The sequence below is a fragment of the Pseudomonas sp. ANT_J28 genome (assembly GCF_008370005.1).
GTDB lineage: Bacteria > Pseudomonadota > Gammaproteobacteria > Pseudomonadales > Pseudomonadaceae > Aquipseudomonas > Aquipseudomonas frigoris.
Window position 1 is genome coordinate 1 of sequence record NZ_VOBM01000046.1, and the last position, 26025, is coordinate 26025.

The following is a 26025-nucleotide window of genomic DNA, read 5'->3' on the forward strand; positions in this document are numbered from 1 at the left end:
GGCAACATTGATGTCGACTGACACGCCGCCTTCGCGAGCAAGCCCGCTCCCACATTGGTTTAGAGGGATTTGCTGCCAATGCTTACGCCGAGGGTATGACTGGCACCCGGCGCCAGCGTCACCACATCATCCATCACATTCGCCGTTTCAATGCACAGCATGCGCTGCCAGCCATCATCGGCCATGTCACTGAACGCCGCAGCGCGATCAATCCACGGATTCCAGATCACCGCGGAGCGTGAACCGCTGCTGGTCAGCTCGATGCGCCGTTCCCAGGCCGGATCGACAATGCTCAGCTTCGCCGGGGTATTGAGATAGATACGATCGGTCTCGCCGACAAAACGCAGATCGCCGGTCTGAGTGACGGTTTTCCAGTCGTCCAGGGTTTCGATGTAACTCAAGCCATCCAGCCCTTCGACATACACTTCGCGTACATCGCTGACCGCGAAATAGCTGTGCAACGCCTGGCTGATGGTGACTTTGTCAGCGCCTTGGTTATGGCTGGTCAGGTTGATGTGCAGTTGCTCATCCAGACGAATGCTCAGCTTCAAATCCACTTGATGCGGCCAGGCTGGCAAGCCGCCTTCAGGGTAAGGCAGAACAAACTCCACCTTCAGGCTTTCGCCCTCGGTTTCAATGCCACCCAATTCCCAGTCCATTGCCCTTACCAGCCCGTGGGCGGTCGGCGCTTCGTTACTGACGCGCATGGCCTGAACGCTCTGCGGGTTGCGCGGCAGGTTGCCGAACCAGGGCCAGCACACCGGAACCCCGGCGCGGATGCTCTTGCCAGTCTTGAACACTGCCTCGTCGTTGAGCCAGATCAGCGGCGGTTGACCGGCCACTTGATAACTGAGGATGTGCGCGCCTTGCTGGGCAACCAGCAGTTCGGCCTGACCGTGGCGGATGCGCCAGCAGTTCAGTTCATCCAGTTTCACGGCTTCAACGTTGGGCGTGCTCATGGGGCAACTCTCGATCAGGAACAATGACTGCAATGGACCGCAGAAAGGTCGCAGTGTTTAACGAGCTCTAGGCGGAACCGAACGGGTGCGACCGCTGCCGTCGATGGCGACGAACACAAACACGGCTTCAGTCACTTTACGCCACTCGCTGGACAACGGATCGTCACTCCAGACTTCGACCATCATCTGAATCGAGCTGCGTCCGATTTCCAGTGCCTGGGTATAGAAGGAGAGCTGAGCGCCCACCGCTACCGGAACCAGAAATGCCATGCGGTCGATCGCCACCGTCGCCACGCGGCCACCCGCGACCTTGCTGGCCATTGCGGTGCCGGCCAAATCCATCTGCGACACCAGCCAACCGCCGAAAATATCGCCAAAGCCGTTAGTTTCGCGGGGAAGCGCGGTAATTTGCAGGGCCAGGTCGCCTTGCGGGATTGGATCTTCTTGTTCGAGCTCTATCATGCCGGGGGTGCCTCTGACCCGTGACTCTCATTGGTACTTCAGGTGAATAGCCGTCTCAAAGAAAAACGATTCAGCCCCGAACATACTACGTTCGTCACGTTTTTCGTAAGGCGCCTAAAGGGAAACTCTGCGAAATCGGCTGACGGCTGCCAACGACGTTTTCGCACAGCAACCCCTTACAAGCAGATGCAGAATTGCGAGTATATCGATCGGTAGACTCCGAGACGACCGTCCGGTTCTCATTTCGACCGTCAAATACGCACCTCTATGTGCTTTTTCGAACAATTTGCTATCGTGCCGGACCTGCCCAAGCCTCCGCCAGCGTTGTTGGGGTTGCAGATCCGACTATAAGAGAAGCCTTGCCATGACCACAGCGCCCTCGAGCATCGCGCAGTCCACTCAATCCGCACGTCCGCTGACCCGCAGCGATTACAAGACTTTGTCGTTGTCTGCCCTGGGCGGTGCGCTGGAGTTTTACGACTTCATCATCTTCGTGTTCTTCGCCACGGTGGTCGGCAAGCTGTTCTTCCCGGCTGACATGCCCGAGTGGCTGCGCTTGATGCAGACCTTCGGGATCTTTGCCGCCGGCTACCTGGCGCGGCCACTGGGTGGCATCGTCATGGCGCACTTCGGCGACCTGCTGGGACGCAAGAAGATGTTCACCCTGAGCATTTTCATGATGGCGGTGCCGACCCTGATCATGGGCCTGCTACCGACTTACGCGCAGATCGGCATGTGGGCGCCGATCCTGTTGCTGGTGATGCGGGTGATTCAAGGCGCTGCGATTGGCGGTGAAGTGCCGGGCGCGTGGGTATTCGTTTCCGAACACGTGCCGCAGCGGCACATCGGCTACGCCTGCGGCACCCTGACCAGCGGTCTGACGGCTGGCATCCTGCTGGGCTCGCTGGTCGCCACCGCGATCAACAGCATTTACACCCCGGTCGAAGTCTCGGATTACGCCTGGCGGATTCCGTTTCTGCTGGGTGGCGTGTTCGGCCTGTTCTCGGTTTACCTGCGCCGCTGGTTGCACGAGACGCCGGTATTCGCCGAGCTGCAACTGCGCAAGGCCCTGGCAGAAGAAGTGCCGCTGCGCGCCGTGTTGCGCGACCATCGCGGGGCGATCCTGATTTCCATGCTGCTGACCTGGCTGCTGTCCGCCGGCATCATCGTGGTCATCCTGATGACCCCGACCGTGCTGCAGACCGTCTACCACTTCTCGCCAACCACCGCATTGCAGGCCAACAGCCTGGCGATCGTGTTTCTGAGCCTGGGCTGCGTCGCCTCAGGTGCGCTGGCTGACCGCTTCGGCGCGGGTCGTGTCTTCGTGTTCGGCAGTGCTCTGCTGCTGATCAGTTCGTGGACCTTCTACCACAGCCTGTTCAACCACCCGGACTGGCTGTTCCCGATGTACGCCTTGACCGGCTTGCTGGTCGGCACCATCGGCGCAGTGCCGTATGTGATGGTCAAAGCTTTCCCGGCGGTGGTGCGCTTCAGCGGGCTGTCGTTCTCCTACAACCTGGCCTACGCCATCTTCGGCGGCCTGACCCCGATGGTCGTTACGCTGCTGCTGAAGGAAAGCCCGCTGGGGCCTGCCTATTACGTGGCGATCATTTGTGGTGTCGGGATTCTGGTGGGTGCGTACCTCTGGAAGAAAGGTCGCTAATCTCCCTTTGCATTGACTGCACTGACGCCTTCGCGAGCAAGCCCGCTCCCACAGTTGACCGCGTTCTCACTGAGGAACTCGGTTAAATGTGGGAGCGGGCTTGCTCGCGAAGAATGATGACGCGATTTCCCTGCAAAAGATCGAATGCTGGCCTTTCATCTAATTGTCATATTTCAGCCATAGAGTGTTCACACGGCCTGCTGATACTTGGCCCCGACTTAACACACCCTATCTGCTAGGAGTAAGGCATGAAACTGAAGCGTTTGATGGCGGCAATGACTTTTGTCGCTGCTGGCGTTGCGACTGCCAACGCGGTTGCCGCTGTTGACCCTGCTATCCCGAGCTACACCAAGACCACTGGTGTGTCGGGCAACCTGTCCAGCGTCGGCTCCGATACTCTGGCCAACCTCATGACCCTGTGGGCCGAGAACTACAAAAAAGAATACCCGAACGTCAACATCCAGATTCAGGCCGCTGGCTCCGCCACTGCGCCACCTGCTCTGACTGAAGGCACCTCTAACCTGGGCCCGATGAGCCGCAAGATGAAGGACACCGAACTGGCTGCCTTCGAGCAGAAGTACGGCTACAAGCCAACCGCAATCCCGGTTGCCGTGGATGCCCTGGCTGTCTTCGTCCACAAAGACAACCCGATCCAGCACCTGACCATGGAACAAGTCGACGCGATCTTCTCCTCGACTCGCCTGTGCGGCGCTAAAACCGAAGTCAAAACCTGGGGCGACCTGGGTGTGACCGGCGACCTGGCCAACAAGCCAGTTCAACTGTTCGGTCGTAACTCGGTATCCGGCACCTACGGCTACTTCAAAGAAGAAGCCCTGTGCAAAGGCGACTACAAGCCAAACGTCAACGAACAACCAGGCTCGGCTTCGGTCGTGCAGTCGATCAGCTCCTCGCTGAACGGCATCGGTTATTCGGGCATCGGCTACAAAACCGCTAGCGTGAAAACCGTTGCTCTGTCGAAGAAGGGCAGCACCGAGTTCATCGAAGACACCGAAGAAAACGCTCTGAACGGTAAGTACCCGCTGTCGCGTTTCCTCTACGTTTACGTCAACAAAGCCCCGAACAAGCCTCTGGCCCCGCTGGAAGCTGAGTTCGTGAAACTGGTTCTGTCCAAACAGGGCCAGGAAGTTGTGGTGAAAGACGGCTACATCCCACTGCCGGCCAAGGTTGCTGCAAAAGCACTGGCTGACCTGGGTCTGGCGGAAGGCGGCGCTGAAGTCGCAAAAAAGTAAAACCCTGAACCCGGGGTAATCCCCGGGTTCAATGTGGGAGCGGGCTTGCTCGCGAAAGCGGTGGATCATTCGACATTGACGTTGAAAGTGACGGCCCTTCGCGAGCAAGCCCGCTCCCACATACCCCCAAATTTTCGGTCCGCTGCCAGTTCTCACGGGCGGCGGATTTGTTGCGTCACTGCATTGTCATCTTTCTGTCATACAGGATCGCTAGGGTGTGCGAATGAATGATCTGGCCAATTCCACCATGACTACTAATCCCCCCAAGCGAATTGACTTCAATACGCCTGAGCTGCAACGCAAGCGCCGCATCCGTGCGCTCAAAGATCGCCTGACCCGTTGGTACGTCCTCGTGGGCGGCCTCGCCGTTCTCGGCGCGATCACGCTGATCTTTTTCTTCCTCGCTTACGTTGTCGCGCCCCTGTTTCAGGGCGCCGACCTGACCGCCAAGGACGCCATCACGCCCGCCTGGATGCAAGACGCCGGCAAGCCGTTGATGATCTCCCTGGAAGAACAGAACCAGGTCGCCATGCGGGTTTCCGACAAGGGCCAGGCGTTGTTCTTCGATATCGACAGTGGCGCTGAACTCAAGCGTGTCGATCTGTTGATTCCGGCCGGCACCACAGTGACCTCCATCGGCGAAGACCAACCAGGCCATCCATTGGTGGCGGTGGGCTTGTCCAACGGTCAGGCACTGGTGTTCCGTCACACTTACAAAGTCAGCTACCCGGACGGCAAGAAAACCATCTCGCCAGCCATCGAATACCCGTACGGCGAAACCCCGATCGTGCTGAACGAGGCGGGCGGTGCGCTGGAGCACGTCAGCCTCAACGCCACCGATACAACGCTGATGTTGGTCGGTTCTACCGGTTCGCAACTCAATGTTTTGTCGCTGACCAGCGAAGAAAACATGATGACCGGCGAAGTCACCAGTGAGCAGAAGCGAATCGATCTGCCGCAGATGACTGAGCCGGTGAAAAACATCTTCGTCGACCCGCGCCAGCAATGGCTGTACGTGATTAACGGTCGCGCCCAGGCCGACGTGTTCAGCTTGCGCGACAAGAGCCTCAACGGTCGCTACAAACTGCTGGATGACGGCGAAGCGCAAATCACCGCCAGTACCCAACTGGTGGGCGGTATCTCGCTGATCCTCGGCGATTCCAAGGGCGGTCTGGCCCAGTGGTTCATGGCCCGCGACCACGATGGCGAACTGCGTCTGAAGCAGATTCGTAACTTCCAGATGGGCACTGCGCCGATCGTTGAAATCTCCGCCGAGGAACGTCGCAAAGGCTTCATCGCCCTCGATGCGTCCGGCAAGCTCGGGGTGTTCCACAGCACTGCCCACCGCACCTTGCTGGTGGATCAGGTGGTCGATGGCCAAGGCATTTTCGGCCTGTCACCACGGGCCAACCGCGTGATCGTGGAAGCCGGCGGCAAAATTCAGCCGCTGCTGCTCGACAACCCGCACCCGGAAGTTTCCTGGAGCGCGTTGTGGAGCAAGGTCTGGTACGAGAACTACGACGAGCCTAAATACGTCTGGCAATCGACCGCCGCCAACACCGACTTCGAACCCAAGCTGAGCTTGTCCCCGCTGACCTTCGGTACCCTGAAAGCCGCGTTCTACGCGATGCTGCTGGCTGCACCTCTGGCCGTCGCTGCGGCGATCTACACCGCGTACTTCATGGCTCCAAGCCTGCGCCGCAAGGTCAAACCGGTAATCGAGCTGATGGAAGCGATGCCGACGGTGATCCTCGGTTTCTTCGCCGGCCTGTTCCTCGCACCGTATGTGGAAGGACATTTGCCGGGCATCTTCAGCCTGCTGATGCTCTTGCCGATCGGCATTCTGGTGGCCGGTTTCGTCTTCAGCCGCCTGCCTGAGTCCATCCGCCTGAAAGTGCCGGACGGTTGGGAAAGCGCGATTCTGATTCCGGTGATCCTGTTCGTGGGCTGGCTGTCGCTGTACATGAGCCCGTACATGGAAACCTGGTTCTTCGGCGGCGACATGCGCATGTGGATCTCCCACGACTTGGGCATCACCTACGATCAGCGCAACGCACTGGTGGTCGGTCTGGCCATGGGCTTTGCGGTGATCCCGAACATCTACTCCATCGCCGAAGACGCCGTGTTCAGCGTGCCTCGCGGTTTGACCCTCGGTTCTCTGGCCCTCGGTGCCACGCCGTGGCAGACCATGACCCGCGTGGTGATCCTCACCGCCAGCCCGGGCATCTTCTCGGCGCTGATGATCGGCATGGGCCGTGCGGTCGGTGAAACCATGATCGTGCTGATGGCAACCGGCAACACCCCGGTCATGGAAATGAACCTGTTCGAAGGCCTTCGCACCCTGGCGGCCAACGTTGCGGTGGAAATGCCCGAATCGGAAGTCGGCGGCAGCCACTACCGCGTGCTGTTCCTCTCGGCGCTGGTGCTGCTGTTGTTCACCTTCGTCATGAACACCCTCGCGGAACTGATTCGTCAGCGTCTGCGCAAGAAATACTCGTCGCTTTAAGAAAGGTAGAAGTCTGTGAAACAGAACTCCCTGAAAGGATGGTTCAAGAGCGGCGCCCCTGGCGTCTGGATCAGCGGTGGCGCGGTGTCCATCGCGGTCATCATGACCATTGGCTTGCTGGCAGTGATTGCCGTGCGCGGTCTGGGCCACTTCTGGCCGGCGGATTTGGTGCACGCCAGTTACGACGTGCCGGGCCAGGCCAACCACCTCGTCATCGGCGAAGTGGTGCAGAAAGAAGAAGTGCCGCGCGAGCGCCTGAAAAGCGCTGGCCTGCCGGTGCCCGATCAGGGCCCGGAATTCATGACCCGTGAGCTGATCAAGGTCGGCAACCGTGACCTGAATGGCAACGACTTCACCTGGATCGTCGGCGAGTGGCTGTCTAACCAGAAGACCCCGCCCGAGCTGATGACAATCGAGCGTCGTGAGTGGGGCAACTTTTACGGCTACCTGGTCAACGTTAAACAGGACGGCAAGGTCATCGCCGAAGGCGAAGCCGCATGGCCTGAGCTGCAGGCGCGTGTCGATCGCGTCAACAAACTCGCGGCGCAGCTCAAGAGCCTGGAAAAAATCGACATTGGCGCGATCAACGCGGGGCTGGAGCGCGTGCGTCTGCACGGTCGCAAGCTGGAACTGGCCGGCACGATGGACGCTACCGCGCAAGCGGACATGGAGTCCGAGCGCGCCGAACTGAACGCTCGTTATCAGGACATCGAAGCACGCCTGAACGACCTGCACGCCCAGTTCAACCGCGACAGCCTGACGGCCCGCGATGCCAACGGCAAAGAGATCGAAATCGGCATTGGCAAAGTAGTTCACGCCTACCAGCCGAACGGCATGAACACCTTCACCAAGATTGGCTTCTACTTCAGCAAGGTCTGGGAGTTCCTGAGTGACGACCCGCGTGAAGCAAACACCGAAGGCGGGATCTTCCCGGCGATTTTCGGCACCGTGATGATGACGTTGATCATGGCGATGATCGTGACGCCATTCGGCGTGCTGGCGGCGGTCTATCTGCGTGAATACGCGAAACAGAACACCATGACTCGCTTGATCCGCATCGCGGTGAACAACCTCGCGGGTGTTCCGGCGATCGTTTACGGCGTGTTCGGTCTGGGCTTCTTCGTCTATGTGCTGGGCGGTTCGGTCGACCGGTTGTTCTTCCCGGAAGCGCTGCCGGCACCGACCTTCGGTACACCGGGCCTGCTCTGGGCGTCCCTGACCCTGGCGCTGCTGGCGGTACCGGTGGTGATCGTGGCCACCGAAGAAGGCCTGGCGCGGATTCCTCGCACCGTGCGCGAAGGCTCGTTGGCCCTCGGCGCAACCAAGGCTGAAACCTTGTGGAAGATCGTACTGCCGATGGCCAGCCCGGCGATGATGACCGGCATGATCCTCGCCGTGGCTCGCGCCGCCGGTGAAGTGGCGCCGCTGATGCTGGTAGGTGTGGTGAAGCTGGCGCCGTCGCTGCCGGTGGATGGCAACTACCCGTACTTGCACCTGGACCAGAAGATCATGCACTTGGGCTTTCACATCTATGACGTCGGCTTCCAGAGCCCGAACGTCGAGGCCGCGCGGCCGCTGGTGTACGCCACGGCGCTGCTACTGGTGCTGGTGATCGCCACGCTCAACCTGTCGGCCGTCTATATCCGTAACCACCTGCGCGAAAAATACAAAGCGCTGGATAGTTGATTTCCATGTGGGAGCGGGCTTGCTCGCGAAAGCGGTGGGTCAGGCAACATTGATGCTGAATGTGCTGACCTCTTCGCGAGCAAGCCCGCTCCCACACTAGACCGCGTCCAACCGAACATTTATTGGGCATGCCGCGAAGCGGTGTTCCGAACCGAATTTGTTAGCACAGGGAGCCTCCCATGCAGCACGAAGCACATACCCACGGCATCAACATGTCTGCCCTGGGCCGCGACAAACAGAGCCTGAGCCTTGAGCAGGAAACCGTGGCCATTGAAGTGCCGGGCCTGAGCCTGTTCTACGGCGACAAACAAGCGCTGTACGACGTCAGCATGAACATCCCGAAACAGCGCGTGACCGCCTTCATCGGCCCGTCCGGCTGCGGCAAGTCCACACTGCTGCGTACGTTCAACCGCATGAACGACCTGGTGGACGGCTGCCGTGTTGAAGGCGAGATCAACCTCTACGGCAACAACATTTACCGTAAGGGCGAGGACGTGGCCGAGCTGCGTCGCCGGGTCGGCATGGTGTTCCAGAAGCCCAACCCGTTCCCGAAAACCATCTACGAGAACGTGGTCTACGGCCTGCGCATCCAGGGCATCAACAAGAAGCGCATCCTCGACGAAGCCGTCGAGTGGGCGTTGAAAGGCGCGGCACTGTGGGACGAAGTCAAAGACCGTCTGCACGAGTCGGCACTCGGCCTGTCCGGTGGTCAGCAACAACGTCTGGTGATCGCCCGCACCATCGCCGTGGAACCTGAAGTGCTGCTGCTCGACGAACCGTGCTCGGCACTCGACCCGATCTCCACGCTGAAAGTCGAAGAGCTGATCTACGAACTGAAATCCAAGTTCACCATCGTCATCGTGACCCACAACATGCAACAGGCCGCGCGGGTTTCCGACTACACGGCGTTCATGTACATGGGCAAACTGGTGGAATTCGGCGACACCGACACCCTGTTCACCAATCCGGCGAAGAAGCAGACCGAAGACTACATCACGGGTCGCTACGGCTAGGAAGCTGTTGTTGCTCACTGAACTGACGCTGCGGTCCACCGCACCTTACCGGACGCTCCAAGGACGCCAACATGATTAGTAAAGAAGGCCTTACCCATCACATCTCTGCGCAGTTCAACGCTGAGCTCGAGGAAGTGCGCAGCCACCTCTTGGCCATGGGCGGGCTGGTGGAAAAGCAGGTCAACGACGCGGTGACCGCGCTGATCGAGGCCGACACCGGTCTGGCCCAGCAGGTTCGCGAGATCGACGACCAGATCAACCAGATGGAACGCAACATCGACGAAGAATGCCTGCGCATTCTGGCCCGTCGACAGCCTGCGGCGTCTGACCTGCGTCTGATCATCAGCATCTCCAAGTCGGTGATCGACCTTGAGCGCATCGGTGATGAAGCGACCAAGATCGCCCGTCGTGCCATCCAGTTGTGCGAAGAAGGCGAAGCCCCGCGGGGTTACGTCGAGGTTCGCCACATCGGCGACCAGGTCCGCAACATGGTTCGCGATGCACTGGACGCCTTTGCCCGCTTCGACGCCGACCTGGCGTTGTCGGTGGCCCAGTACGACAAGATCATCGACCGTGAATACAAGACCGCCCTGCGTGAACTTGCCACCTACATGATGGAAGACCCGCGCTCTATCTCGCGGGTCTTGAGCATTATCTGGGTGCTGCGTTCGCTGGAACGGATCGGCGATCACGCACGCAATATCTCGGAGCTGGTGATTTACCTGGTGCGCGGCACCGACGTGCGGCACCTGGGCCTCAAGCGCATGAAAGAAGAAGTTGAAGGCACAAGTGGCGAAACCGCTAATGTTCCGGGCAAAGCTGACGATAAGTAAGATTGCCTGAGAAAAGCGCCCGGCCTTTTGGCCGGGCGTTTTTGTTTGTGGTCGATGAATTCGAAAGCAGCACCCGCGAACGAAAAGTCCCGGCGTGACTGAAGGTTTTTGGCAATGTGCCATCAGCAAAGCGGTATGCTTGCCGGGATTTTTTAAAGGGGTGATGGATGAGTAAGGTCAGTGTGTTGGTCGTGGACGACGCGTCGTTCATTCGTGACCTGGTGAAGAAGTGCTTGCGCAACTACTTCCCGGGGATCCGGATCGAAGACGCGGTCAACGGCAAGAAGGCTCAGGCCTTGCTGGCACGGGAAGCGTTCGACCTGGTCCTGTGCGACTGGGAAATGCCGGAAATGTCCGGCCTGGAGCTGCTGACCTGGTGCCGCGAGCAGGACAACCTCAAGACCATGCCGTTCGTGATGGTGACCAGCCGTGGCGATAAAGAGAACGTCGTCCAGGCGATCCAGGCCGGGGTTTCGGGCTACGTCAGCAAGCCGTTCACCAACGAGCAACTGCTGACCAAGGTCAAGCAGGCCCTGAACAAGGTCGGCAAGCTCGACACCTTGATGAACAGCGCTCCGACCAAAATGAACTCGGCGTTCGGCAACGATTCCCTGAGCGCATTGACCGGCGGCAAGGCTGCTTTGGTCGCGCCCGCAGCGGCGCCGGTCAACCCGTTCGCCAAACCTGTTGCCGCCGCGCCGGCCCCGGCGGCTGCTCCGTCTCGCGGTCTGCTCAACAGCCCGCCGATCAAGCCTCCAGCGTCCTCCACAGCGCCAACGGGCGGTCGTGGCCAGGGCCAATTGCGTTTGCCGAACGGTATTCAGCAATGTGTGATCAAGGCCTTGAGTCTCAAGGAAGCACTGCTGGTGGTGAAACGCACCGACACCCTGCCGCAAGTGCTCGACAGCGCCGTGCTCGACCTGGAGCAGGGCGATAACGCCGAAACCGCCCGTCTGAACGGCTACCTGCACGCCATCGTCGCCCACGAGCCGAAGCCCGACAGCGACTGGCTGCAACTGACCTTCCGCTTCGTCGACCAGGATGCGCAGAAGCTCGACTACATCTCGCGATTGATAGCACGTGGTACGGCGCAGAAGCATTTCGTACCCGGCGCTTAAGATCGGCATCGTCTGTTAGGCCGCCATCGCGAGCAAGCTCGCTCCCACATTGGAATGCGTTCCCTTGTGGGAGCGAGCTTGCTCGCGAAGGGGCCGTCAGACTCACCGCACATCCGCTGAACGGCCCATTTTGAAACATCTGCCGACTACCCGGGTCCATTGCAGCTGCTAGGCTCCTACCCAGGCCTTACTCGACAGAATCTTGCCCATGCTCGCGCGCCTGCTGTTTTTCTGCGGTCTTTTCATGGCCTCCACCTCAGCGATGGCCATGACGATCTACAAGTCCACCGACGCCAATGGCGTGGTCTCCTACAGCGACCGCCCCACGACAGGCTCCAAGGTGTTCGTTTTTCGTGATCGCATGGTCGAGAATCTTGAGCGCCAGGTGTACCTCGTCATCACGAAGAAGAAGGGCGTGGACAGCGTTTACGTGCGCAATGACTTATATGCGCCGGTAGAAATCGAGTTGAGCTTCGGCGGGCTGAAGAACGTCAGTGGTGCGCCGAGCCGACCGATTCGCCGGGTGATGCCGGCACGCAGCAGTATTCGTCTGGCGCTGCTCACGGCCACGCAGTCCGAAAGGCCGCTCGCGTATACCCCCAAATTTGAATACTCCCTGGGCGACCCCTCAGGGGCCGCCCAGGCCTATCGGTACCCGCTGCCGTGGCGCGGCGGACCGTTTCGGCTGAGTCAGGGCGCCAACGGTCAATACAGCCACTTCGGTCCCAAGAACCGTTACGCCATGGACATCGCCATGCCCGAAGGCACGCCGATCATCGCGGCGCGAGGCGGTGTAGTGGTGAAAACCGAGAATGCCCAGACCGGGCGCGGCACCGATCCGTCGGGTAATTTCGTGCGGGTGCTGCATGATGACGGGACGATGGGCGTGTACCTGCACCTCAAGCAAGGTTCGGTAAGCGTTCGCGAGGGGCAACGGGTGTCGGTGGGGAGTCCGCTGGCCTTGTCGGGCAATACCGGCAACAGCAGCGGGCCGCACCTGCATTTCGTGGTGCAGCGCAATACCGGGTTGGGGCTGGTGTCGATCCCGTACCAGTTCAATCAACCGGTAGGCAGCCTGCCGAACTTTGCGCTCGGCAAGCAGTGATGCGTTGCCTGTTCTGACGCCTTCGCGAGCAAGCCCGCTCCCACATTGGATCTGCGTCGAGCCATTTATATGTGATCGACACAAAACTAATGTGGGAGCGGGCTTGCTCGCGAAGGGATCGACGCGGTTTAGGCCAGGGGCGACTTAATCGAGCATCAACACCTTGGCCAGAATGATCTTCGGCCCTTTCATCTTCTTGATGATGATCCGCAAGCCTTCGACTTCCAGCACTTCTTCCTCTTCTGGCACCCGTTTCAGGGTTTCGTAGACCAGCCCGGCGAGGGTTTCGGCTTCGATGTGGTCCAGATCGATGCCCAGCAGGCGCTCGACCTTGAACAGCGGCGTGTCGCCGCGCACCAACAGCTTGCCCGGCTGGTACGCGAGGATCCCGCGCTCAGCCTTGCGGTGTTCGTCCTGAATGTCGCCGACCAGTACTTCCAACACGTCTTCCATGGTCAGGTAGCCGATGATGTTGCCATCGGCTTCTTCGACCAGGGCGAAGTGCGAGCCGCCTTTACGGAACTGCTCCAGCAACTGCGACAGCGGCATATGGCGCGAAACCCGCTCCAGCGGCCGGGTCAGTTCGGCGAGGTTGAACGACTCGGGAATGTGGTCCAGGGCCGCCAGTTCCAGCAGCAAATCCTTGATGTGCAGCAGGCCGACGAACTCCTGACTATCGCTGTCGTACACCGGATAACGGCTGAACTTGTGGCGACGGAACATCGCCAGGATTTCCTTCAGCGGCGCGTTGAACTCCAGGGTCACCAGGTCTTCCCGGGAATTGGCCCAGTCGACCACTTCCAGTTCGCCCATTTCCACCGCCGAGGCCAAAACGCGCATGCCTTGGTCACTCGGGTCCTGGCCACGGCTGGAGTGCAGGATCAGTTTCAGTTCTTCACGGCTGTAATGGTGCTCGTGATGAGGGCCGGGCTCACCTTGGCCGGCGATCCGCAGGATTGTGTTGGCGCTGGCGTTGAGCAGGTAAATGGCCGGGTACATCGCCCAGTAGAACAGGTACAGCGGCACGGCGGTCCAGAGCGACAGCAGCTCGGGTTTGCGGATGGCCCAGGATTTCGGGGCCAGTTCACCGACCACGATGTGCAAGTACGAGATGACGAAGAACGCGGCGAAGAACGACACGCCTTTGACCACTTCGGCCGACTGCACGCCAACAGCTTCAAGCAGCGGCTCGAGGATGTGCGCGAACGCCGGCTCACCGACCCAGCCGAGGCCGAGGGAGGCGAGGGTGATACCCAATTGGCAGGCCGACAGGTAAGCATCGAGCTGACTGTGAACGGTGCGCAGGATATGTCCGCGCCAGCCGTTTTTTTCAGCGATGGCTTCGACCCGAGTCGAGCGCAATTTGACCATGGCAAATTCGGCCGCAACGAAAAAGCCGTTGAGCAAAACCAGGATCAGAGCAAAAAGAATCATGCCGAAATCGGCGAAGAGTGTCGCGAGGGTCAAGCCAGGGGAAGGGTCCATGATGGAGTTTTGCGGGTTCCGTGTATTCAAAAAAGGGGGAAATGCGGTGCCTGAAGGGCAGGCACAAGTCAGCCAATGTAGCGGCTGACCATGTGATTGACTAGTGGCGAGTGCTGGCCGGTATCAGTCGGTGGCGCTAATGACCTGGGATTTGGTGACCTGAGCCGGCGCAAAATGGCAGGTAAACGTGCTGCCGTGGCCCGGCACGCTGCTGATTTCCATCCGCGCGCGGTGGCGCAGCAGCACGTGCTTGACGATCGCCAGCCCGAGCCCCGTGCCGCCGGTGTTGGAGCTGCGGCTGGAATCGACGCGGTAGAAGCGTTCGGTCAAGCGCGGCAGGTGTTTGCTGTCGATGCCGATGCCAGAGTCCTGCACGCTCAGGTGTGCGCCTTGTTCATCGCCCCACCAGCGAATGCGGATATTGCCCTCGGCCGGGGTGTATTTCACCGCGTTGAACACCAGATTGGAAAACGCGCTGCGCAACTCGGCTTCGCTGCCCTTGAGCAGAATCGTCGGGTCGGCTTCCAGGGTGATCTTCTGATTGCGCTGGGCGGACAGTTGCTGAGCGTCGCTCTTGATCGATTGCAGCAAACCGTCGATGGCCACCGGCTGATTGTCCGACGGGTAATCGGTGGCTTCCAGTTTGGCCAGCAGCAGTAAGTCGTTGAGCAACGTCTGCATGCGCCCACCTTGTTGCTGCATTTGCTGCAAGGCACGGGTCCAGCGTGGGTTCACGTCCTCGACGTTGTCGAGCAGGGTTTCCAGATAACCGCAGATCACCGTCAAGGGCGTGCGCAGTTCATGGGAGACGTTGGCGATGAAGTCTTTGCGCATCTGTTCCAGTTGATGGATACGTGTCACGTCGCGTACCAGCATCAAGTGTTCGTTGTTGCCGTAGCGGGTGATGTACAGCTGAATGCGCAGGCGATCGTTGATCGGTGAAGGGATTTCCAGCGGCTCGGCGTAGCTGTCCTGCTCGAAGTATTCCTTGAAGCGCGGATGGCGGACGAGGTTGGTGACCGGTTGGCCGCTGTCTTGCGGGGTCTTGAGGCCGAGCAGGGTTTCGGCGGCGCGGTTCCACCATTCGAGGTTGCCGTCGCTGTCGAGCATGATCACTGCGTCTTTCAGCGCGGCAGTCGACTCCTGGACCCGGTCGATCACCGCTTGCAGTCGCCCGCGTACGCGTTGATCGCGGCGTTGCAGGTGGTAGATGCTGTCGAACACTTCGCCCCACAGGCCATAGCCATCGGGCGGTGCCTCATCGGATTTGTGCAGGCGCAGCCATTCGTGCAGTCGCAGCAGTTGCTTGAGGGTCCAGGCCAGGTAAAGGCCCAGGCCCGCGGCGAGGCTCCAGCCGTAGTAGCCGGTAATCAGGCCGATCACCAGGCAACCGGTCACCAGCAAAAGCATGTGGCGGATCAGGGTGCCATGCCAGTTTTGGTTCACTTGAACGCGCGTCCTTGTCAGCTTGTCGGGCGGGAAAGGTCCGGATCAGGCCTTGGTGGAAAACCGGTAGCCGGTGCCGCGCACGGTTTGTACCAGATTTTCGTAGGCATCACCGAGGGCTTTGCGCAGGCGGCGGATGTGCACGTCGACGGTGCGCTCTTCGACATAGACGTTGCCGCCCCAGACCTGATCCAGCAACTGGCCGCGTGTGTAGGCGCGTTCCTGGTGGGTCATGAAGAATTGCAGCAGGCGGTATTCGGTCGGGCCCATCTCGGCGGGTTTGCCGTCGATGGTCACGCGGTGGCTGATCGGGTCCAGCAGCAGGCCGCCGACTTCGATCGGCGTTTCGCCATCGGTAGGGCCGGCACGGCGCAGCACGGCCTTCAGGCGCGCGACCAACTCACGTGGTGAAAAGGGTTTGGTGATGTAGTCGTCAGCGCCGACTTCCAGGCCCTGGATCTTGTTGTCCTCTTCACCCTTGGCGGTGAGCATGATGATCGGGATGTCCCCGGTCAGCTCATCGCGCTTGAGGCGTCGGGCCAGCTCGATGCCGGACGTGCCGGGCAGCATCCAGTCGAGCAGGATCAGGTCCGGCTTGCGGTCGACGATGATGGCGTGGGCCTGTTGCGAGTTCTCAGCCTCCATGCAGTCATAGCCGGCCATTTCCAACGCAACGGCGATCATTTCGCGAATGGGCGCTTCGTCGTCGACGATCAGAATGCTCCTGCCAACCATGCCTTTAATCCTCTTGTCATTTAACTGTCTTGCGCCGCATTAGATAACGGAATTATTGCAGTCGTGTGACAGTATTTTAGTCGCCCGGCGATTGTTGTGATCCTGAACTAAGCTCTAATTTCGAATCCTGACAACCATAAAAGGAAGGTTTCCATGAAGCAATACTCGCAATCCTTCAAAGCTTTGATGCTGACTGCGGTCATGGCGTTGCCATCGATGGCCTTCGCGGCTGAGCCAGCAATGATGAAAGACGGGATGATGGTCGATCATAAGGGTATGACGGTGTACACGTTCGACAAGGATGCTGGCGGCAAGTCAATGTGTAACGATGATTGTGCCAAGAACTGGCCGCCGATGATGGCTCCGGCGGGTGCCAAGGCCGAAGGCAAATGGAGCGTCATCAAGCGTGATGACGGCATGATGCAATACGCTTACGACGGCAAGCCGCTGTACACCTTTATGAAGGACGAAAAGCCTGGAGAAATGAAGGGTGACGGCATGAAAGACATGTGGCACGTGATGCGCGAGCATAAGTAAGTGATTCGCTGAAGCCGTAAAAAGATCGCAGCCTGCGGCAGCTCCTTGTAAACATTAGGAGCTGTTGCGGGCTGCGATCTTTGCGCTTCATAACCTCAGCGCAGCGCGTAATCCAGCACAATCCCCACAAAGATTGCCAACCCGGCCCAGTGGTTGTGCAAAAACGCCTTGAAGCAGCGCATCCGGTCCTTGCCGCGGGTGTACCAGAACTCCCATGCAAAACAGCCTGCCGCCGCCAGCAATCCGAGGTGGAACCAGCCACCGAGCTCGAATTTCGACCCTGCCAGCAGCAGGCAACCCAGCGCCAACCCTTGCAGGGTCAGGATGATCACCCGATCCGCCTCGCCAAACAGAATCGCCGTGGATTTCACGCCGATCTTCAAGTCGTCGTCGCGGTCGGTCATGGCGTAATAGGTGTCGTAGCCCACCGTCCACAGCAGGTTGGCGATCCACAGCAACCACGCTGCCGCCGGCAGTTCACCGGTTTCGGCGGTGAACGCCATCGGCATGCCCCAAGAGAACGCCGCGCCCAGCACCACTTGCGGGTAATAGGTGTAGCGCTTCATGAACGGGTAAGTGAAGGCCAGTGCCAAACCGCCGAACGACAACCAGACCGTGGCCGCATTGGTGCACAGCACCAACAGAAAACTCACGGCCATCAGCAGTGCGAAGAACACCAGTGCTTCTTTGGAACTGATTTTGCCGCTCACCAATGGCCGCTGTTCGGTGCGTTTCACGTGGCCGTCGACCTTGCGGTCTGCCCAATCGTTGATCACGCAGCCGCCGGCGCGGGTCAGTACCACACCGAGGACGAAAATTACGACGTTGGCCAATGACGGTGAACCTTTACCGGCGATCCAAAGCGCCCACAGCGTCGGCCACAGCAGCAGGTAAATGCCGATCGGTTTGTCCATGCGGGTCAGCTGAATGAAATCCCAGGCCCGTGGGTTCAAGCGATTCAGGGACTTGAGCAGGCTCTGATACATCAGCAATTCTCCGGATGGGCGCGGGTGGCGTTCCACAAGGTCGGCAAGAAAATTTCCGCCACCAGCACGCTCAAGGCGCCGCGGTCGAAACGCGAACGGCGGCCCCACAGTTCAGGTGCCCGGGACTCCATCGGCAGCCACTCCTGAGGATAGTGACAAACCTCAATAGCGCGGCGCTGGAACGCTTGATCGCAAAACAGCAATTCGCCCAGGGAGCGGCTGCCCAACTCGTCCATGTGCAGACCGTCGCCCTGCAACGCACTACGCGCCGCCACGCTGCGCGCAAATACCCACGCTTCGCCGTGACCGCGCAGATACACCTCGCGCACCCAGCCCTCGCTGCCTTCCTCCAGCTCCAGCGCGGCACATTCGTCGGCACGCAGCGGTTGCCAGCCTTCAAACAGCGGCGTGACGCTGAAGCCGTCATTCGACAAACGGATCAGCCGTTGGGTCAAAGAGCCTTCGTCGAACAGCCAGTCGAGGGTAGACGTGTCGGGGAGGGGCGTCAGTTGGCTTCGAGGGAGCCAAAGCGGGGTCGCGGCGGGGAATTTTGAGTGCGGCACAGTGAGTCATTATTGGCAGCAAATGAGGCGGCGAGCTTACCATGTCAGCCGGCGATTTTGATTGATCCGGCCGGCCATTGCGTCGAACAGGCTTGCATCTGCCGGGCCCGATCAGTACAAAACGCGCTGAGCCGGACGGCAGCGCTCCAACCATCGACCGTTCGCGCCGGCAAAAGCCTGAATCTTGAGGATGTACGTGAATGAAAAAGTGGCAATGTGTGGTCTGCGGCCTGATCTATAACGAAGCCGACGGCTGGCCGGATGACGGCATTGCGCCCGGCACCCTGTGGCAGGACGTGCCGGAAGACTGGCTGTGCCCGGACTGCGGCGTGGGCAAGATGGATTTCGAAATGATCGAAATCAACTAAGACTTTTTAGAGGAGTAAGGAATGAACGCACCTGTCGTGATCGTCGGCACCGGGCTGGCTGGCTACAACCTGGCCCGGGAGTTTCGCAAAATCGATGGCGAAACCCCGTTGCTGCTGATTACTGCAGATGACGGACGCTCCTACTCCAAGCCGATGCTCTCCACCGGCTTCGGCAAAAACAAAGACGCTGACGGCCTGAGCATGGCCGAACCCGGCACCATGGCCGAGCAGTTGAAGGCCGAAGTGCGTACCCACACGCGCATCAGCGGCATCGACCCTGGCCACAAGCGCTTGTGGATCGGTGAGGAAGCGGTGTTTTACCGTGACCTGATCCTCGCCTGGGGCGCAGAAACTGTGCGAGTGCCGATCGAAGGCGATGCGGCTGACGCAGTCTTCCCGATCAACGATCTGGAAGACTACGCACGCTTTCGCGCAGCGGCGGCCGGCAAACGTCGGGTGTTGCTGCTCGGCGCCGGTCTGATTGGTTGCGAGTTCGCCAACGACCTGATCCTTGGCGGCTACGAGGTGCAACTGGTTGCACCGTGCGAGCAGGTGATGCCGACCCTGTTGCATCCCGCGGCAGCCGCTGCGGTCCAGGCCGGGCTGGAAAGCCTGGGCGCACGTTTCCACCTCGGGCCGGTGCTCAACCGCTTGCAGCGCGTTACTGACGGACTGGAAGCGCATCTGTCCGATGGCCAGGTGATCCCTTGCGATGTGGTGGTGTCGGCCATTGGTCTGCGTCCGCGCATCGACCTGGCGGCGGCGGCCGGTGTGCAGGTCAATCGCGGTGTGGTGGTCGATCGCCACCTGAAAACCTCCCACGCCAATATCTATGCCTTGGGCGACTGCGCCGAAGTCGATGGGCTGAATCTGTTGTACGTCATGCCCCTCATGAGCTGTGCGAGAGCGCTGGCCCAGACCCTCGCCGGAAACCCGACGCCGGTAAGTTATGGCCCGATGCCCATCACCGTAAAAACGCCAGTCTGCCCATTGGTGGTTTCACCGCCGCCACGGGGTTTGGAGGGCGTCTGGACGGTCGAAGGGCAGGGCGCGGACATCAAGGTATTGTGCCGCGATGCCAGCGGCAAACTGTTGGGTTATGCCCTGACAGGCGCGGCGGTGATGGAAAAACTGGCCCTGAACAAAGAGCTTCCGGCATTGCTGGCGTAAATACCGGTCGTTCTGTCGGAATCACCCCTCTTTTGCCCCTACAAAGGTCGCGCCGAGACTGGCGCGGCTCTTCGCTGCGTGCCATCCTCACTCCCGTCTGCCGCAGAGTAGAGCACCTGCGGCGCTTTGGGCGCTGTTCCAACGAGAACAGCACGGACATAACAACAAAAAACCGTCAAAGGGGCTTCACTAATGCGTAAACCAGAACTCGCCGCTGCAATTGCTGAAAAAGCAGACCTCACCAAAGAGCAGGCCAACCGCGTTCTCAACGCCGTTCTCGAAGAAATCACCGGCGCTCTGCACCGCAAGGACAGCGTGACGCTGGTGGGCTTCGGTACCTTCCTGCAACGCCACCGCGGTGCCCGCACCGGCAAAAACCCGCAAACCGGTGAGCCCGTCAAAATCAAGGCCAGCAACACTGTTGCGTTCAAGCCAGGCAAATCGTTGAAAGACAGCGTTAATCCGTAATTGCGGCGAACTCCCTGAATAACGGGGAGAACCGTACTGAAAAATGGGCATGCCGATTAAGTCGGATGCCCATTTTTTATGAGCGTAATTCAACACTGTATAAGTGCTGGAGTGGACTGATTAATACACTCTGGAAATTGATTGTTCTCTCACCCAATGTTCGTGGCCATCTTCTTAAATTGCCTCGATATATAAAGTGCCATCATTTTAATGGCACTTTCTTGGGTCTCTGTTGTCGCGCATCGCTCTGTTCATAAGTGACCGCAACCTTTCGGAATATTCCTACATTCATTCTTTTTTATTGTTGGCATGCTTCACGCCTGCCACTGAAGGGCTTGTCCATGATTTGTCGAAATTTTGACAAAGCCGCTCTGACCCAATGGTTTCGGCGCGGTCCGTGGAGGGATTGAATATTAAATCGACATCAGGGAAACCCCTGTCACATATAGGGAGATCTCCTACAGGAAACAAAGAACACTTCGTCTTGTTGTTTAATCAGATGCTTGCTAGTGGCCATCATCGTGAGTACGATGCGCGCACTTGAAAGAGCACGAACTCAATTGGATGAGACTCATCGCAGCTCTTTGATTCTGTCCCTCGCCTTGGAAACTCCATAAGGCGTATGACCGTAATCCTAAATAAAGGCCATGGATGTCCTACTCAAGCAAACTTTCCGCTCATTACCTCGAACTCGCAAAAGCCTCTGTTTCCAAAGAGAATTTCGCGGGCGAGGACGTTCGCTTTTCGAGCGAATATGAGGCGCTGGAAAGCGAGCTGGGCAAAGCCCAATCCATGCACGAAAGCGGTCAGATCGACTGGCTGAAAATCCGCGAAAACAGTGAAAACCTGCTGCGCACCCAGTCCAAGGACTTGCGGGTTGGCGCCTGGCTGACCTGGGCCCTGTACCAGCGCGAATCATTTCAAGGGCTGCTGGCCGGCCTCGGATTTCTGCACCACCTGTGCGAGAACCACTGGGCCGAAGTCCACCCGAACAAGGCCCGCACCCGCTCCGCTGCCATCAGTTGGTTGGTACCGCGTCTTGAGCAGGTGCTGACCGAAAACGTCGCGATCAAAGAGCAGTTGCCGATGTTCCGGCGGCTGGTCGAACACCTTGAAGGTCTCGATGCCGCTTGCACCGAGCACTTGGGCGACGATGCGCCGTTGCTGCTGCCGATCTCCCGCCGCTTGAAAAACATGGTCCAGCGTGCCGCTGACAACCAGCCGGAACCCGGCGTGGTCGGCGCCGCCGTGGCCCAGGTCAAGCAGGCTGCCACGCAGTTGTTCACCCCCGGCGCACCGATCGATAACGAAAAAGAAGCCCATAAAGCCCTGCGCGCCCAGCAGGAAAGCGCGCGGCCGTTGTGCGCCTGGTGGCTCAAGCAGAAAGCTACCGACCTGCGCGCCCTGCGCCTCAATCGCACACTGTTGTGGCTGCCCATCGACGCGGTGCCCGAGCGCAATGCCGAGCAGATCACCGTTCTGCGCGGCTTGCCGGCCGACAAGCTCAAGGCCTACCAGGACCGTTACGACCAGGCCAAATACGCCGATCTGCTGGTGGAACTGGAGGCGAGCCTGGCGAAGGCGCCGTTCTGGCTCGATGGCCAGCGAATGGTTTGGGAGTGCCTCCAGGGGCTCAACGCCGAGATGGCTATGCGCGAAGTGGAAATCCACTTCGCGCTTTTGATTCAGCGCCTGCCCGGCATCATCGAATTGCGTTTCCATGACGGCGCCCCGTTTGCCGATCCGGCCACCCGCGCCTGGGTCAGCGCCCACGTCATGCCGCACCTGCAAAGCGCCAGTGCGCCGCGCAAGGTCGAAGTCGCCGACAGTCAGCCGGCCTGGGAAGTGGCTCTGGAAGAAGTCTTGCCGATCCTGCGCAAGGACGGCCTCAAGGCCGCCGTGCAGATCCTCAAGCAAGGTTTGCAAGCCGCCCAAGGCGGGCGGGCGCGATTTTTCTGGCAGTTCGCCCTCGCGCGGCTGTGCTTCATGGCCAAGAAATACGAACTGGCCAGAACTCAACTCGAAACCCTAGACCAAACATTACAGGACTCAGGCCTGAACGCCTGGGAGCCCGATCTTGCGCTGGAAGTGCTGCATTTACTGCATAGCTGCTGCGAGTTGTTACCGCAGAACCATGCCGTACGTGAACGCAAGGAAGAGATTTATCGCAGGCTGTGCCACCTCGATCTCGAAGTGGTACTCGAATAGGCCCCAGGGCCACAACCGCAAGGAGAATAGCCATGGCCAAAGAAGGCTCGGTAGCCCCCAAGGAACGCATCAACGTCACTTTCAAACCTGCCACCGGTGGTGCTCAGGAAGAGATTGAACTGCCGTTGAAACTACTGGCAATCGGTGACTACACCCACCGCAAGGACGAACGTAAAGTCGAAGATCGCAAGCCGATCAGCATCGACAAGATGACCTTCGACGAAGTGCTGGCCAAGCAAGAGCTGACCCTGACGTTGAACGTGCCGAACCGCCTTCAGGAAGAGGGCAGCACTGAAGAGCTGGGCGTGCAACTGCGCGTCAACTCGATGAAGGACTTCAACCCGGCCAGCCTGGTCGAGCAAGTGCCTGAGCTGAAAAAACTGATGGAACTGCGCGACGCGCTGGTGGCCCTCAAAGGTCCGCTGGGTAACGCGCCTGCGTTCCGCAAAGCAATCGAAGGCGTTCTCGCCGACGACGAATCCCGCGGTCGCGTACTGGGTGAGCTGGGCTTGAACGCCGCAGCCCAGGACGCCCCCCAGAACGTCTGAGCCCCCATCAGTCAAGGAAGCCAACAATGAGCACTAGCGCAGCACAGCAAAAGAGCAAAGAGAACGGCGAATACAGCATTCTCGACAGCATCATCGCCGAAACCCGCCTCACGCCGGACGACGAAGCCTACGACATCGCCAAGCGCGGTGTGTCGGCCTTCATCGAAGAGCTGCTCAAGCCGCAGAACAACGGTGAGCCGGTCAAGAAGGCCATGGTTGACCGCATGATCGCCGAGATCGATGCCAAGCTCAGCCGCCAGATGGACGAAATCCTGCACCACCCGTCTTTCCAGTCCCTGGAATCGTCGTGGCGCGGTCTGCAGTTGCTGGTCGATCGCACCAACTTCCGCGAAAACATCAAGATCGAAATCCTCAACGTCTCCAAAGAAGACCTGCTGGACGATTTCGAAGATTCGCCGGAAGTGATGCAGGCTGGCCTGTACAAGCACATCTACACCGCTGAATACGGTCAGTTCGGTGGTCAGCCAGTTGGCGCGATCATCGCTAACTACTACATGTCCCCAAGCTCGCCGGACGTGAAGTTGATGCAGTACGTGTCCAGCGTTGCCTGCATGTCCCACGCGCCGTTCATTGCCGCGGCAGGCCCGAAATTCTTCGGCCTGGAAAGCTTCACCGGTCTGCCGGACCTGAAGGATCTGAAAGATCACTTCGAAGGCCCGCAATTCGCCAAATGGCAGAGCTTCCGTGAGTCCGAAGACTCCCGTTACGTTGGCCTGACCGTGCCACGTTTCCTGCTGCGTAACCCGTACGACCCGGAAGAAAACCCGGTCAAATCGTTCGTGTACAAAGAAACCGTCGCCAACAGCCACGAGCACTACCTGTGGGGCAACACCGCCTACGCGTTCGGCACCAAGCTGACCGACAGCTTCGCCAAGTTCCGCTGGTGCCCGAACATCATCGGCCCGCAGAGCGGTGGCGCGGTTGAAGACCTGCCGTTGCACCACTTCGAAAGCATGGGCGAAATCGAAACCAAGATTCCTACCGAGGTTCTGGTTAGCGACCGTCGTGAATACGAACTGGCCGAGGAAGGCTTCATCTCCCTGACCATGCGCAAAGGCTCCGACAACGCGGCGTTCTTCTCCGCAAGCTCGGTGCAGAAGCCGAAGTTCTTCGGCATCAGCGCTGAAGGCAAGGCAGCAGAGCTGAACTACAAGCTCGGCACCCAACTGCCGTACATGATGATCGTCAACCGCCTGGCTCACTACTTGAAAGTGCTGCAGCGCGAGCAACTCGGTTCGTGGAAAGAACGCACCGACCTCGAGCTGGAACTGAACAAGTGGATCCGCCAGTACGTGGCCGACCAGGAAAACCCAAGCGCCGAAGTACGTGGCCGTCGTCCACTGCGCGCTGCCCAGATCATCGTCAGCGATGTTGAAGGCGAGCCTGGCTGGTACCGTGTCAGCCTGAACGTGCGCCCGCACTTCAAGTACATGGGTGCCGATTTCACCCTGTCGCTGGTTGGCAAGCTGGACAAAGAGTAAACGGAGCTAACTCATGACTGGATACGGCAGCCTTTTCGAACGCCTGGGTGGCGACGCGGACAAACGCGTCGGCTGGAGCCGCGAGGTCTCCGCCATGGCGTCCGTGGCTGCCCATCTGGCCAAGATGCTCAGCACCCGTGCGGGCAGCGTGCAAACGCTGTCCGATTACGGGCTACCCGATCTCAATGACATGCGTCTGAGCCTGCACGACTCCCTGAGTCAGGCCCGTTTGGCCATCGAAAATTTCATCGAAGCCTACGAGCCACGCCTGAGCAATGTGCGTGTCATTTCCCTGCCGCGTGACCACGATCAGCTTCGCCTGTCCTTCAGCATCGAAGGCTTGCTGGAAGTTGATGGTTTCAAGCGTCAGGTCAGTTTCGCCGCGCGCCTGGATGGCAGCGGTCAGGTCAAGGTCAACTAAGGATATGCGATTGAGGGTTCTAAGTACGTTGGCAATGATCGTGCGCCGCGCTTTGCTGCTGATCACCCTCACTGCCGCTGCCCTGATGTTGGCTGCCTGCTACATGAAAGTGACGGCTTCAAGGCTCGCTCACGTGTACTCCACAGTCTGGAACGAGCCTGGGACTTGTTACATCAATTCCTACATTCCGCAGTATTCGGCTCTGGGCATCCCCGGAAAGATCTTCCGTCTTTTCACCAGTGAAGCCTTTTTCAGGGTGTACGCAAAGGACGGCACGTTGTTGAAGTCGTCTGAATGGTTGATTTGGCAGAACGAATTCACGACGGATGAACGGGCGCAATGGGTAAACGCTCATGCGATCTATCCGACAGCGACGGGTTATGAGGGCTGGAAAATTCCAGTGTGTGGTTGAGCAATGAACAGTCATCAAGCCAAGGTCAATTAAGGAGAGCCCAATGTCAGGAAAACCCGCAGCACGCGTCACCGACCCCACCGCTTGCCCGCTCCCCGGCCACGGCACCAACCCGATCGCCACCGGTTCCGGCGACGTGTTCTTCGACGGCCTCGCGGCCGCCAGCCAAGGTGATGCCTCGGCGTGTGGTGGTGCGATGGTTGGCGATCTTGCGACTACCGTTTTGATCAACGGTAAACCGGCGGCGACCGTGGGCTCCGTCGGTACTCATGGCAACAAGGTGACGGCTGGGTCCGGGACGGTGATTATCGGGAATTCGCATTCGCCGGTGCCGTTTGTTCCGCCGCTGCCGGTGGAGATTCAGTGGCCGTTTAACGAGCACTTTGTGATCAATGATCAGGACACCGGGAAACCGTTGGCTGGGGTTGAGTACACCCTTAAGACAGCCTCGGGAAAGATCATCAACGGTGTGACTGGCGCAGATGGCAAGACTCAAACCGTTTTCTCTGCAACGCCAGAGGCGGTGGAACTGGTCATTGAACCCCAAACCAAGGTCGTGCTTGCTTAAACCCTTGAGTTAC

The 26025-nt window shown here is 59.3% G+C and carries 25 protein-coding genes; 18 read left to right on the plus strand and 7 right to left on the minus strand.

Translation table 11 applies throughout. From position 1 onward, the window contains the following. Positions 1 to 59: 59 nt before the first annotated feature. Together FQ187_RS24995 and FQ187_RS25000 are read right to left on the minus strand one after the other, a co-directional pair. Complete coding sequence (locus FQ187_RS24995) at positions 60 to 959, minus strand: D-hexose-6-phosphate mutarotase (RefSeq protein WP_149631526.1); 900 nt, start codon at positions 957 to 959, stop codon at positions 60 to 62. A gap of 57 nt (positions 960 to 1016) precedes the next feature. Further along, positions 1017 to 1421, minus strand: coding sequence for an acyl-CoA thioesterase (locus FQ187_RS25000; protein WP_003177184.1), 405 nt, complete (start codon positions 1419 to 1421; stop codon positions 1017 to 1019). 364 nt (positions 1422 to 1785) lie between these two features. On the opposite strand from FQ187_RS25000, the gene FQ187_RS25005 reads away from it, so the two are divergent. The 8 genes from FQ187_RS25005 to FQ187_RS25045 all read left to right on the plus strand — a co-directional run bounded on the left by FQ187_RS25005 (position 1786) and on the right by FQ187_RS25045 (position 12595). Then, positions 1786 to 3084, plus strand: coding sequence for an MFS transporter (locus FQ187_RS25005; protein ID WP_149631527.1), 1299 nt, complete (start codon positions 1786 to 1788; stop codon positions 3082 to 3084). A gap of 248 nt (positions 3085 to 3332) precedes the next feature. After that, the gene (locus FQ187_RS25010; RefSeq protein WP_007992839.1) at positions 3333 to 4334 is read left to right on the plus strand and encodes a phosphate ABC transporter substrate-binding protein PstS; all 1002 of its coding nucleotides are present in this window, start codon (positions 3333 to 3335) and stop codon (positions 4332 to 4334) included. Between the two features lie 472 nt (positions 4335 to 4806). Further along, positions 4807 to 6840: an ABC transporter permease subunit gene (locus FQ187_RS25015; RefSeq protein WP_178122764.1), complete on the plus strand. Its 2034-nt coding sequence runs from the start codon at positions 4807 to 4809 to the stop codon at positions 6838 to 6840. A 15-nt stretch (positions 6841 to 6855) separates the two neighbouring features. Next, positions 6856 to 8526, plus strand: a complete 1671-nt coding sequence (gene pstA, locus FQ187_RS25020; RefSeq protein ID WP_149631529.1) for a phosphate ABC transporter permease PstA — start codon at positions 6856 to 6858, stop codon at positions 8524 to 8526. Positions 8527 to 8705: 179 nt separating this feature from the next. Further along, entirely contained in the window at positions 8706 to 9539 is an 834-nt protein-coding gene (gene pstB, locus FQ187_RS25030) for a phosphate ABC transporter ATP-binding protein PstB (RefSeq protein ID WP_033059285.1), read from the plus strand. Positions 9540 to 9610: 71 nt separating this feature from the next. Further along, positions 9611 to 10372 carry a phosphate signaling complex protein PhoU gene (phoU, locus tag FQ187_RS25035; protein WP_129439904.1) on the plus strand — a complete coding sequence of 254 codons (762 nt, stop codon included), beginning with the start codon at positions 9611 to 9613 and terminating at the stop codon, positions 10370 to 10372. A gap of 167 nt (positions 10373 to 10539) precedes the next feature. Continuing rightward, complete coding sequence (locus tag FQ187_RS25040; protein WP_149631530.1) at positions 10540 to 11490, plus strand: response regulator; 951 nt, start codon at positions 10540 to 10542, stop codon at positions 11488 to 11490. A gap of 208 nt (positions 11491 to 11698) precedes the next feature. After that, positions 11699 to 12595, plus strand: coding sequence for a peptidoglycan DD-metalloendopeptidase family protein (locus FQ187_RS25045; protein ID WP_134420980.1), 897 nt, complete (start codon positions 11699 to 11701; stop codon positions 12593 to 12595). A 144-nt stretch (positions 12596 to 12739) separates the two neighbouring features. Here the strand turns inward: FQ187_RS25045 and FQ187_RS25050 are convergent, their stop codons facing one another. The 3 genes from FQ187_RS25050 to phoB form a co-directional block, all read right to left on the minus strand. After that, complete coding sequence (locus FQ187_RS25050; protein WP_149631531.1) at positions 12740 to 14080, minus strand: hemolysin family protein; 1341 nt, start codon at positions 14078 to 14080, stop codon at positions 12740 to 12742. 123 nt (positions 14081 to 14203) lie between these two features. Next, a complete protein-coding gene (gene phoR / locus FQ187_RS25055; RefSeq protein WP_256667430.1) occupies positions 14204 to 15490 on the minus strand; it encodes a phosphate regulon sensor histidine kinase PhoR in 1287 nt (428 codons plus the stop codon). 81 nt (positions 15491 to 15571) lie between these two features. Continuing rightward, complete coding sequence (gene phoB / locus FQ187_RS25060) at positions 15572 to 16261, minus strand: phosphate regulon transcriptional regulator PhoB (protein ID WP_046045002.1); 690 nt, start codon at positions 16259 to 16261, stop codon at positions 15572 to 15574. Positions 16262 to 16414: 153 nt separating this feature from the next. Here phoB and FQ187_RS25065 point away from each other — a divergent pair, with 153 nt between their 5' ends. Next, a complete protein-coding gene (locus FQ187_RS25065; RefSeq protein WP_149631533.1) occupies positions 16415 to 16798 on the plus strand; it encodes a hypothetical protein in 384 nt (127 codons plus the stop codon). 95 nt (positions 16799 to 16893) lie between these two features. Here the strand turns inward: FQ187_RS25065 and ubiA are convergent, their stop codons facing one another. Both ubiA and FQ187_RS25075 read right to left on the minus strand, forming a co-directional pair. Then, the gene (gene ubiA, locus FQ187_RS25070; protein ID WP_149631534.1) at positions 16894 to 17784 is read right to left on the minus strand and encodes a 4-hydroxybenzoate octaprenyltransferase; all 891 of its coding nucleotides are present in this window, start codon (positions 17782 to 17784) and stop codon (positions 16894 to 16896) included. Further along, positions 17784 to 18347 carry a chorismate lyase gene (locus tag FQ187_RS25075; RefSeq protein ID WP_149631535.1) on the minus strand — a complete coding sequence of 188 codons (564 nt, stop codon included), beginning with the start codon at positions 18345 to 18347 and terminating at the stop codon, positions 17784 to 17786. Before FQ187_RS25075 ends, ubiA begins: the two co-directional genes overlap by 1 nt. A gap of 200 nt (positions 18348 to 18547) precedes the next feature. Here FQ187_RS25075 and FQ187_RS25080 point away from each other — a divergent pair, with 200 nt between their 5' ends. The 9 genes from FQ187_RS25080 (at position 18548) to FQ187_RS25120 (ending at position 26012) form a co-directional block, all read left to right on the plus strand. Beyond that, positions 18548 to 18715 (plus strand): rubredoxin, encoded by a 168-nt coding sequence (locus tag FQ187_RS25080; RefSeq protein ID WP_007954349.1) that lies wholly within the window; start codon positions 18548 to 18550, stop codon positions 18713 to 18715. Positions 18716 to 18736: 21 nt separating this feature from the next. Beyond that, complete coding sequence (locus tag FQ187_RS25085; RefSeq protein WP_149631536.1) at positions 18737 to 19885, plus strand: NAD(P)/FAD-dependent oxidoreductase; 1149 nt, start codon at positions 18737 to 18739, stop codon at positions 19883 to 19885. Positions 19886 to 20077: 192 nt separating this feature from the next. After that, positions 20078 to 20353, plus strand: a complete 276-nt coding sequence (locus FQ187_RS25090) for an HU family DNA-binding protein (RefSeq protein ID WP_003213368.1) — start codon at positions 20078 to 20080, stop codon at positions 20351 to 20353. Positions 20354 to 21004: 651 nt separating this feature from the next. Beyond that, positions 21005 to 22561: a type VI secretion system protein TssA gene (gene tssA, locus FQ187_RS25095; RefSeq protein ID WP_149631537.1), complete on the plus strand. Its 1557-nt coding sequence runs from the start codon at positions 21005 to 21007 to the stop codon at positions 22559 to 22561. Between the two features lie 32 nt (positions 22562 to 22593). Continuing rightward, positions 22594 to 23109, plus strand: coding sequence for a type VI secretion system contractile sheath small subunit (tssB, locus tag FQ187_RS25100; RefSeq protein ID WP_129439931.1), 516 nt, complete (start codon positions 22594 to 22596; stop codon positions 23107 to 23109). 26 nt (positions 23110 to 23135) lie between these two features. Further along, positions 23136 to 24611, plus strand: a complete 1476-nt coding sequence (tssC, locus tag FQ187_RS25105) for a type VI secretion system contractile sheath large subunit (protein WP_149631538.1) — start codon at positions 23136 to 23138, stop codon at positions 24609 to 24611. Positions 24612 to 24624: 13 nt separating this feature from the next. Next, positions 24625 to 25032 carry a type VI secretion system baseplate subunit TssE gene (gene tssE, locus FQ187_RS25110; protein ID WP_008150080.1) on the plus strand — a complete coding sequence of 136 codons (408 nt, stop codon included), beginning with the start codon at positions 24625 to 24627 and terminating at the stop codon, positions 25030 to 25032. A gap of 34 nt (positions 25033 to 25066) precedes the next feature. Further along, positions 25067 to 25444: a hypothetical protein gene (locus FQ187_RS25115; RefSeq protein ID WP_256667427.1), complete on the plus strand. Its 378-nt coding sequence runs from the start codon at positions 25067 to 25069 to the stop codon at positions 25442 to 25444. A gap of 43 nt (positions 25445 to 25487) precedes the next feature. Beyond that, positions 25488 to 26012 carry a PAAR domain-containing protein gene (locus FQ187_RS25120; RefSeq protein WP_149631540.1) on the plus strand — a complete coding sequence of 175 codons (525 nt, stop codon included), beginning with the start codon at positions 25488 to 25490 and terminating at the stop codon, positions 26010 to 26012. Positions 26013 to 26025 lie beyond the last annotated feature (13 nt).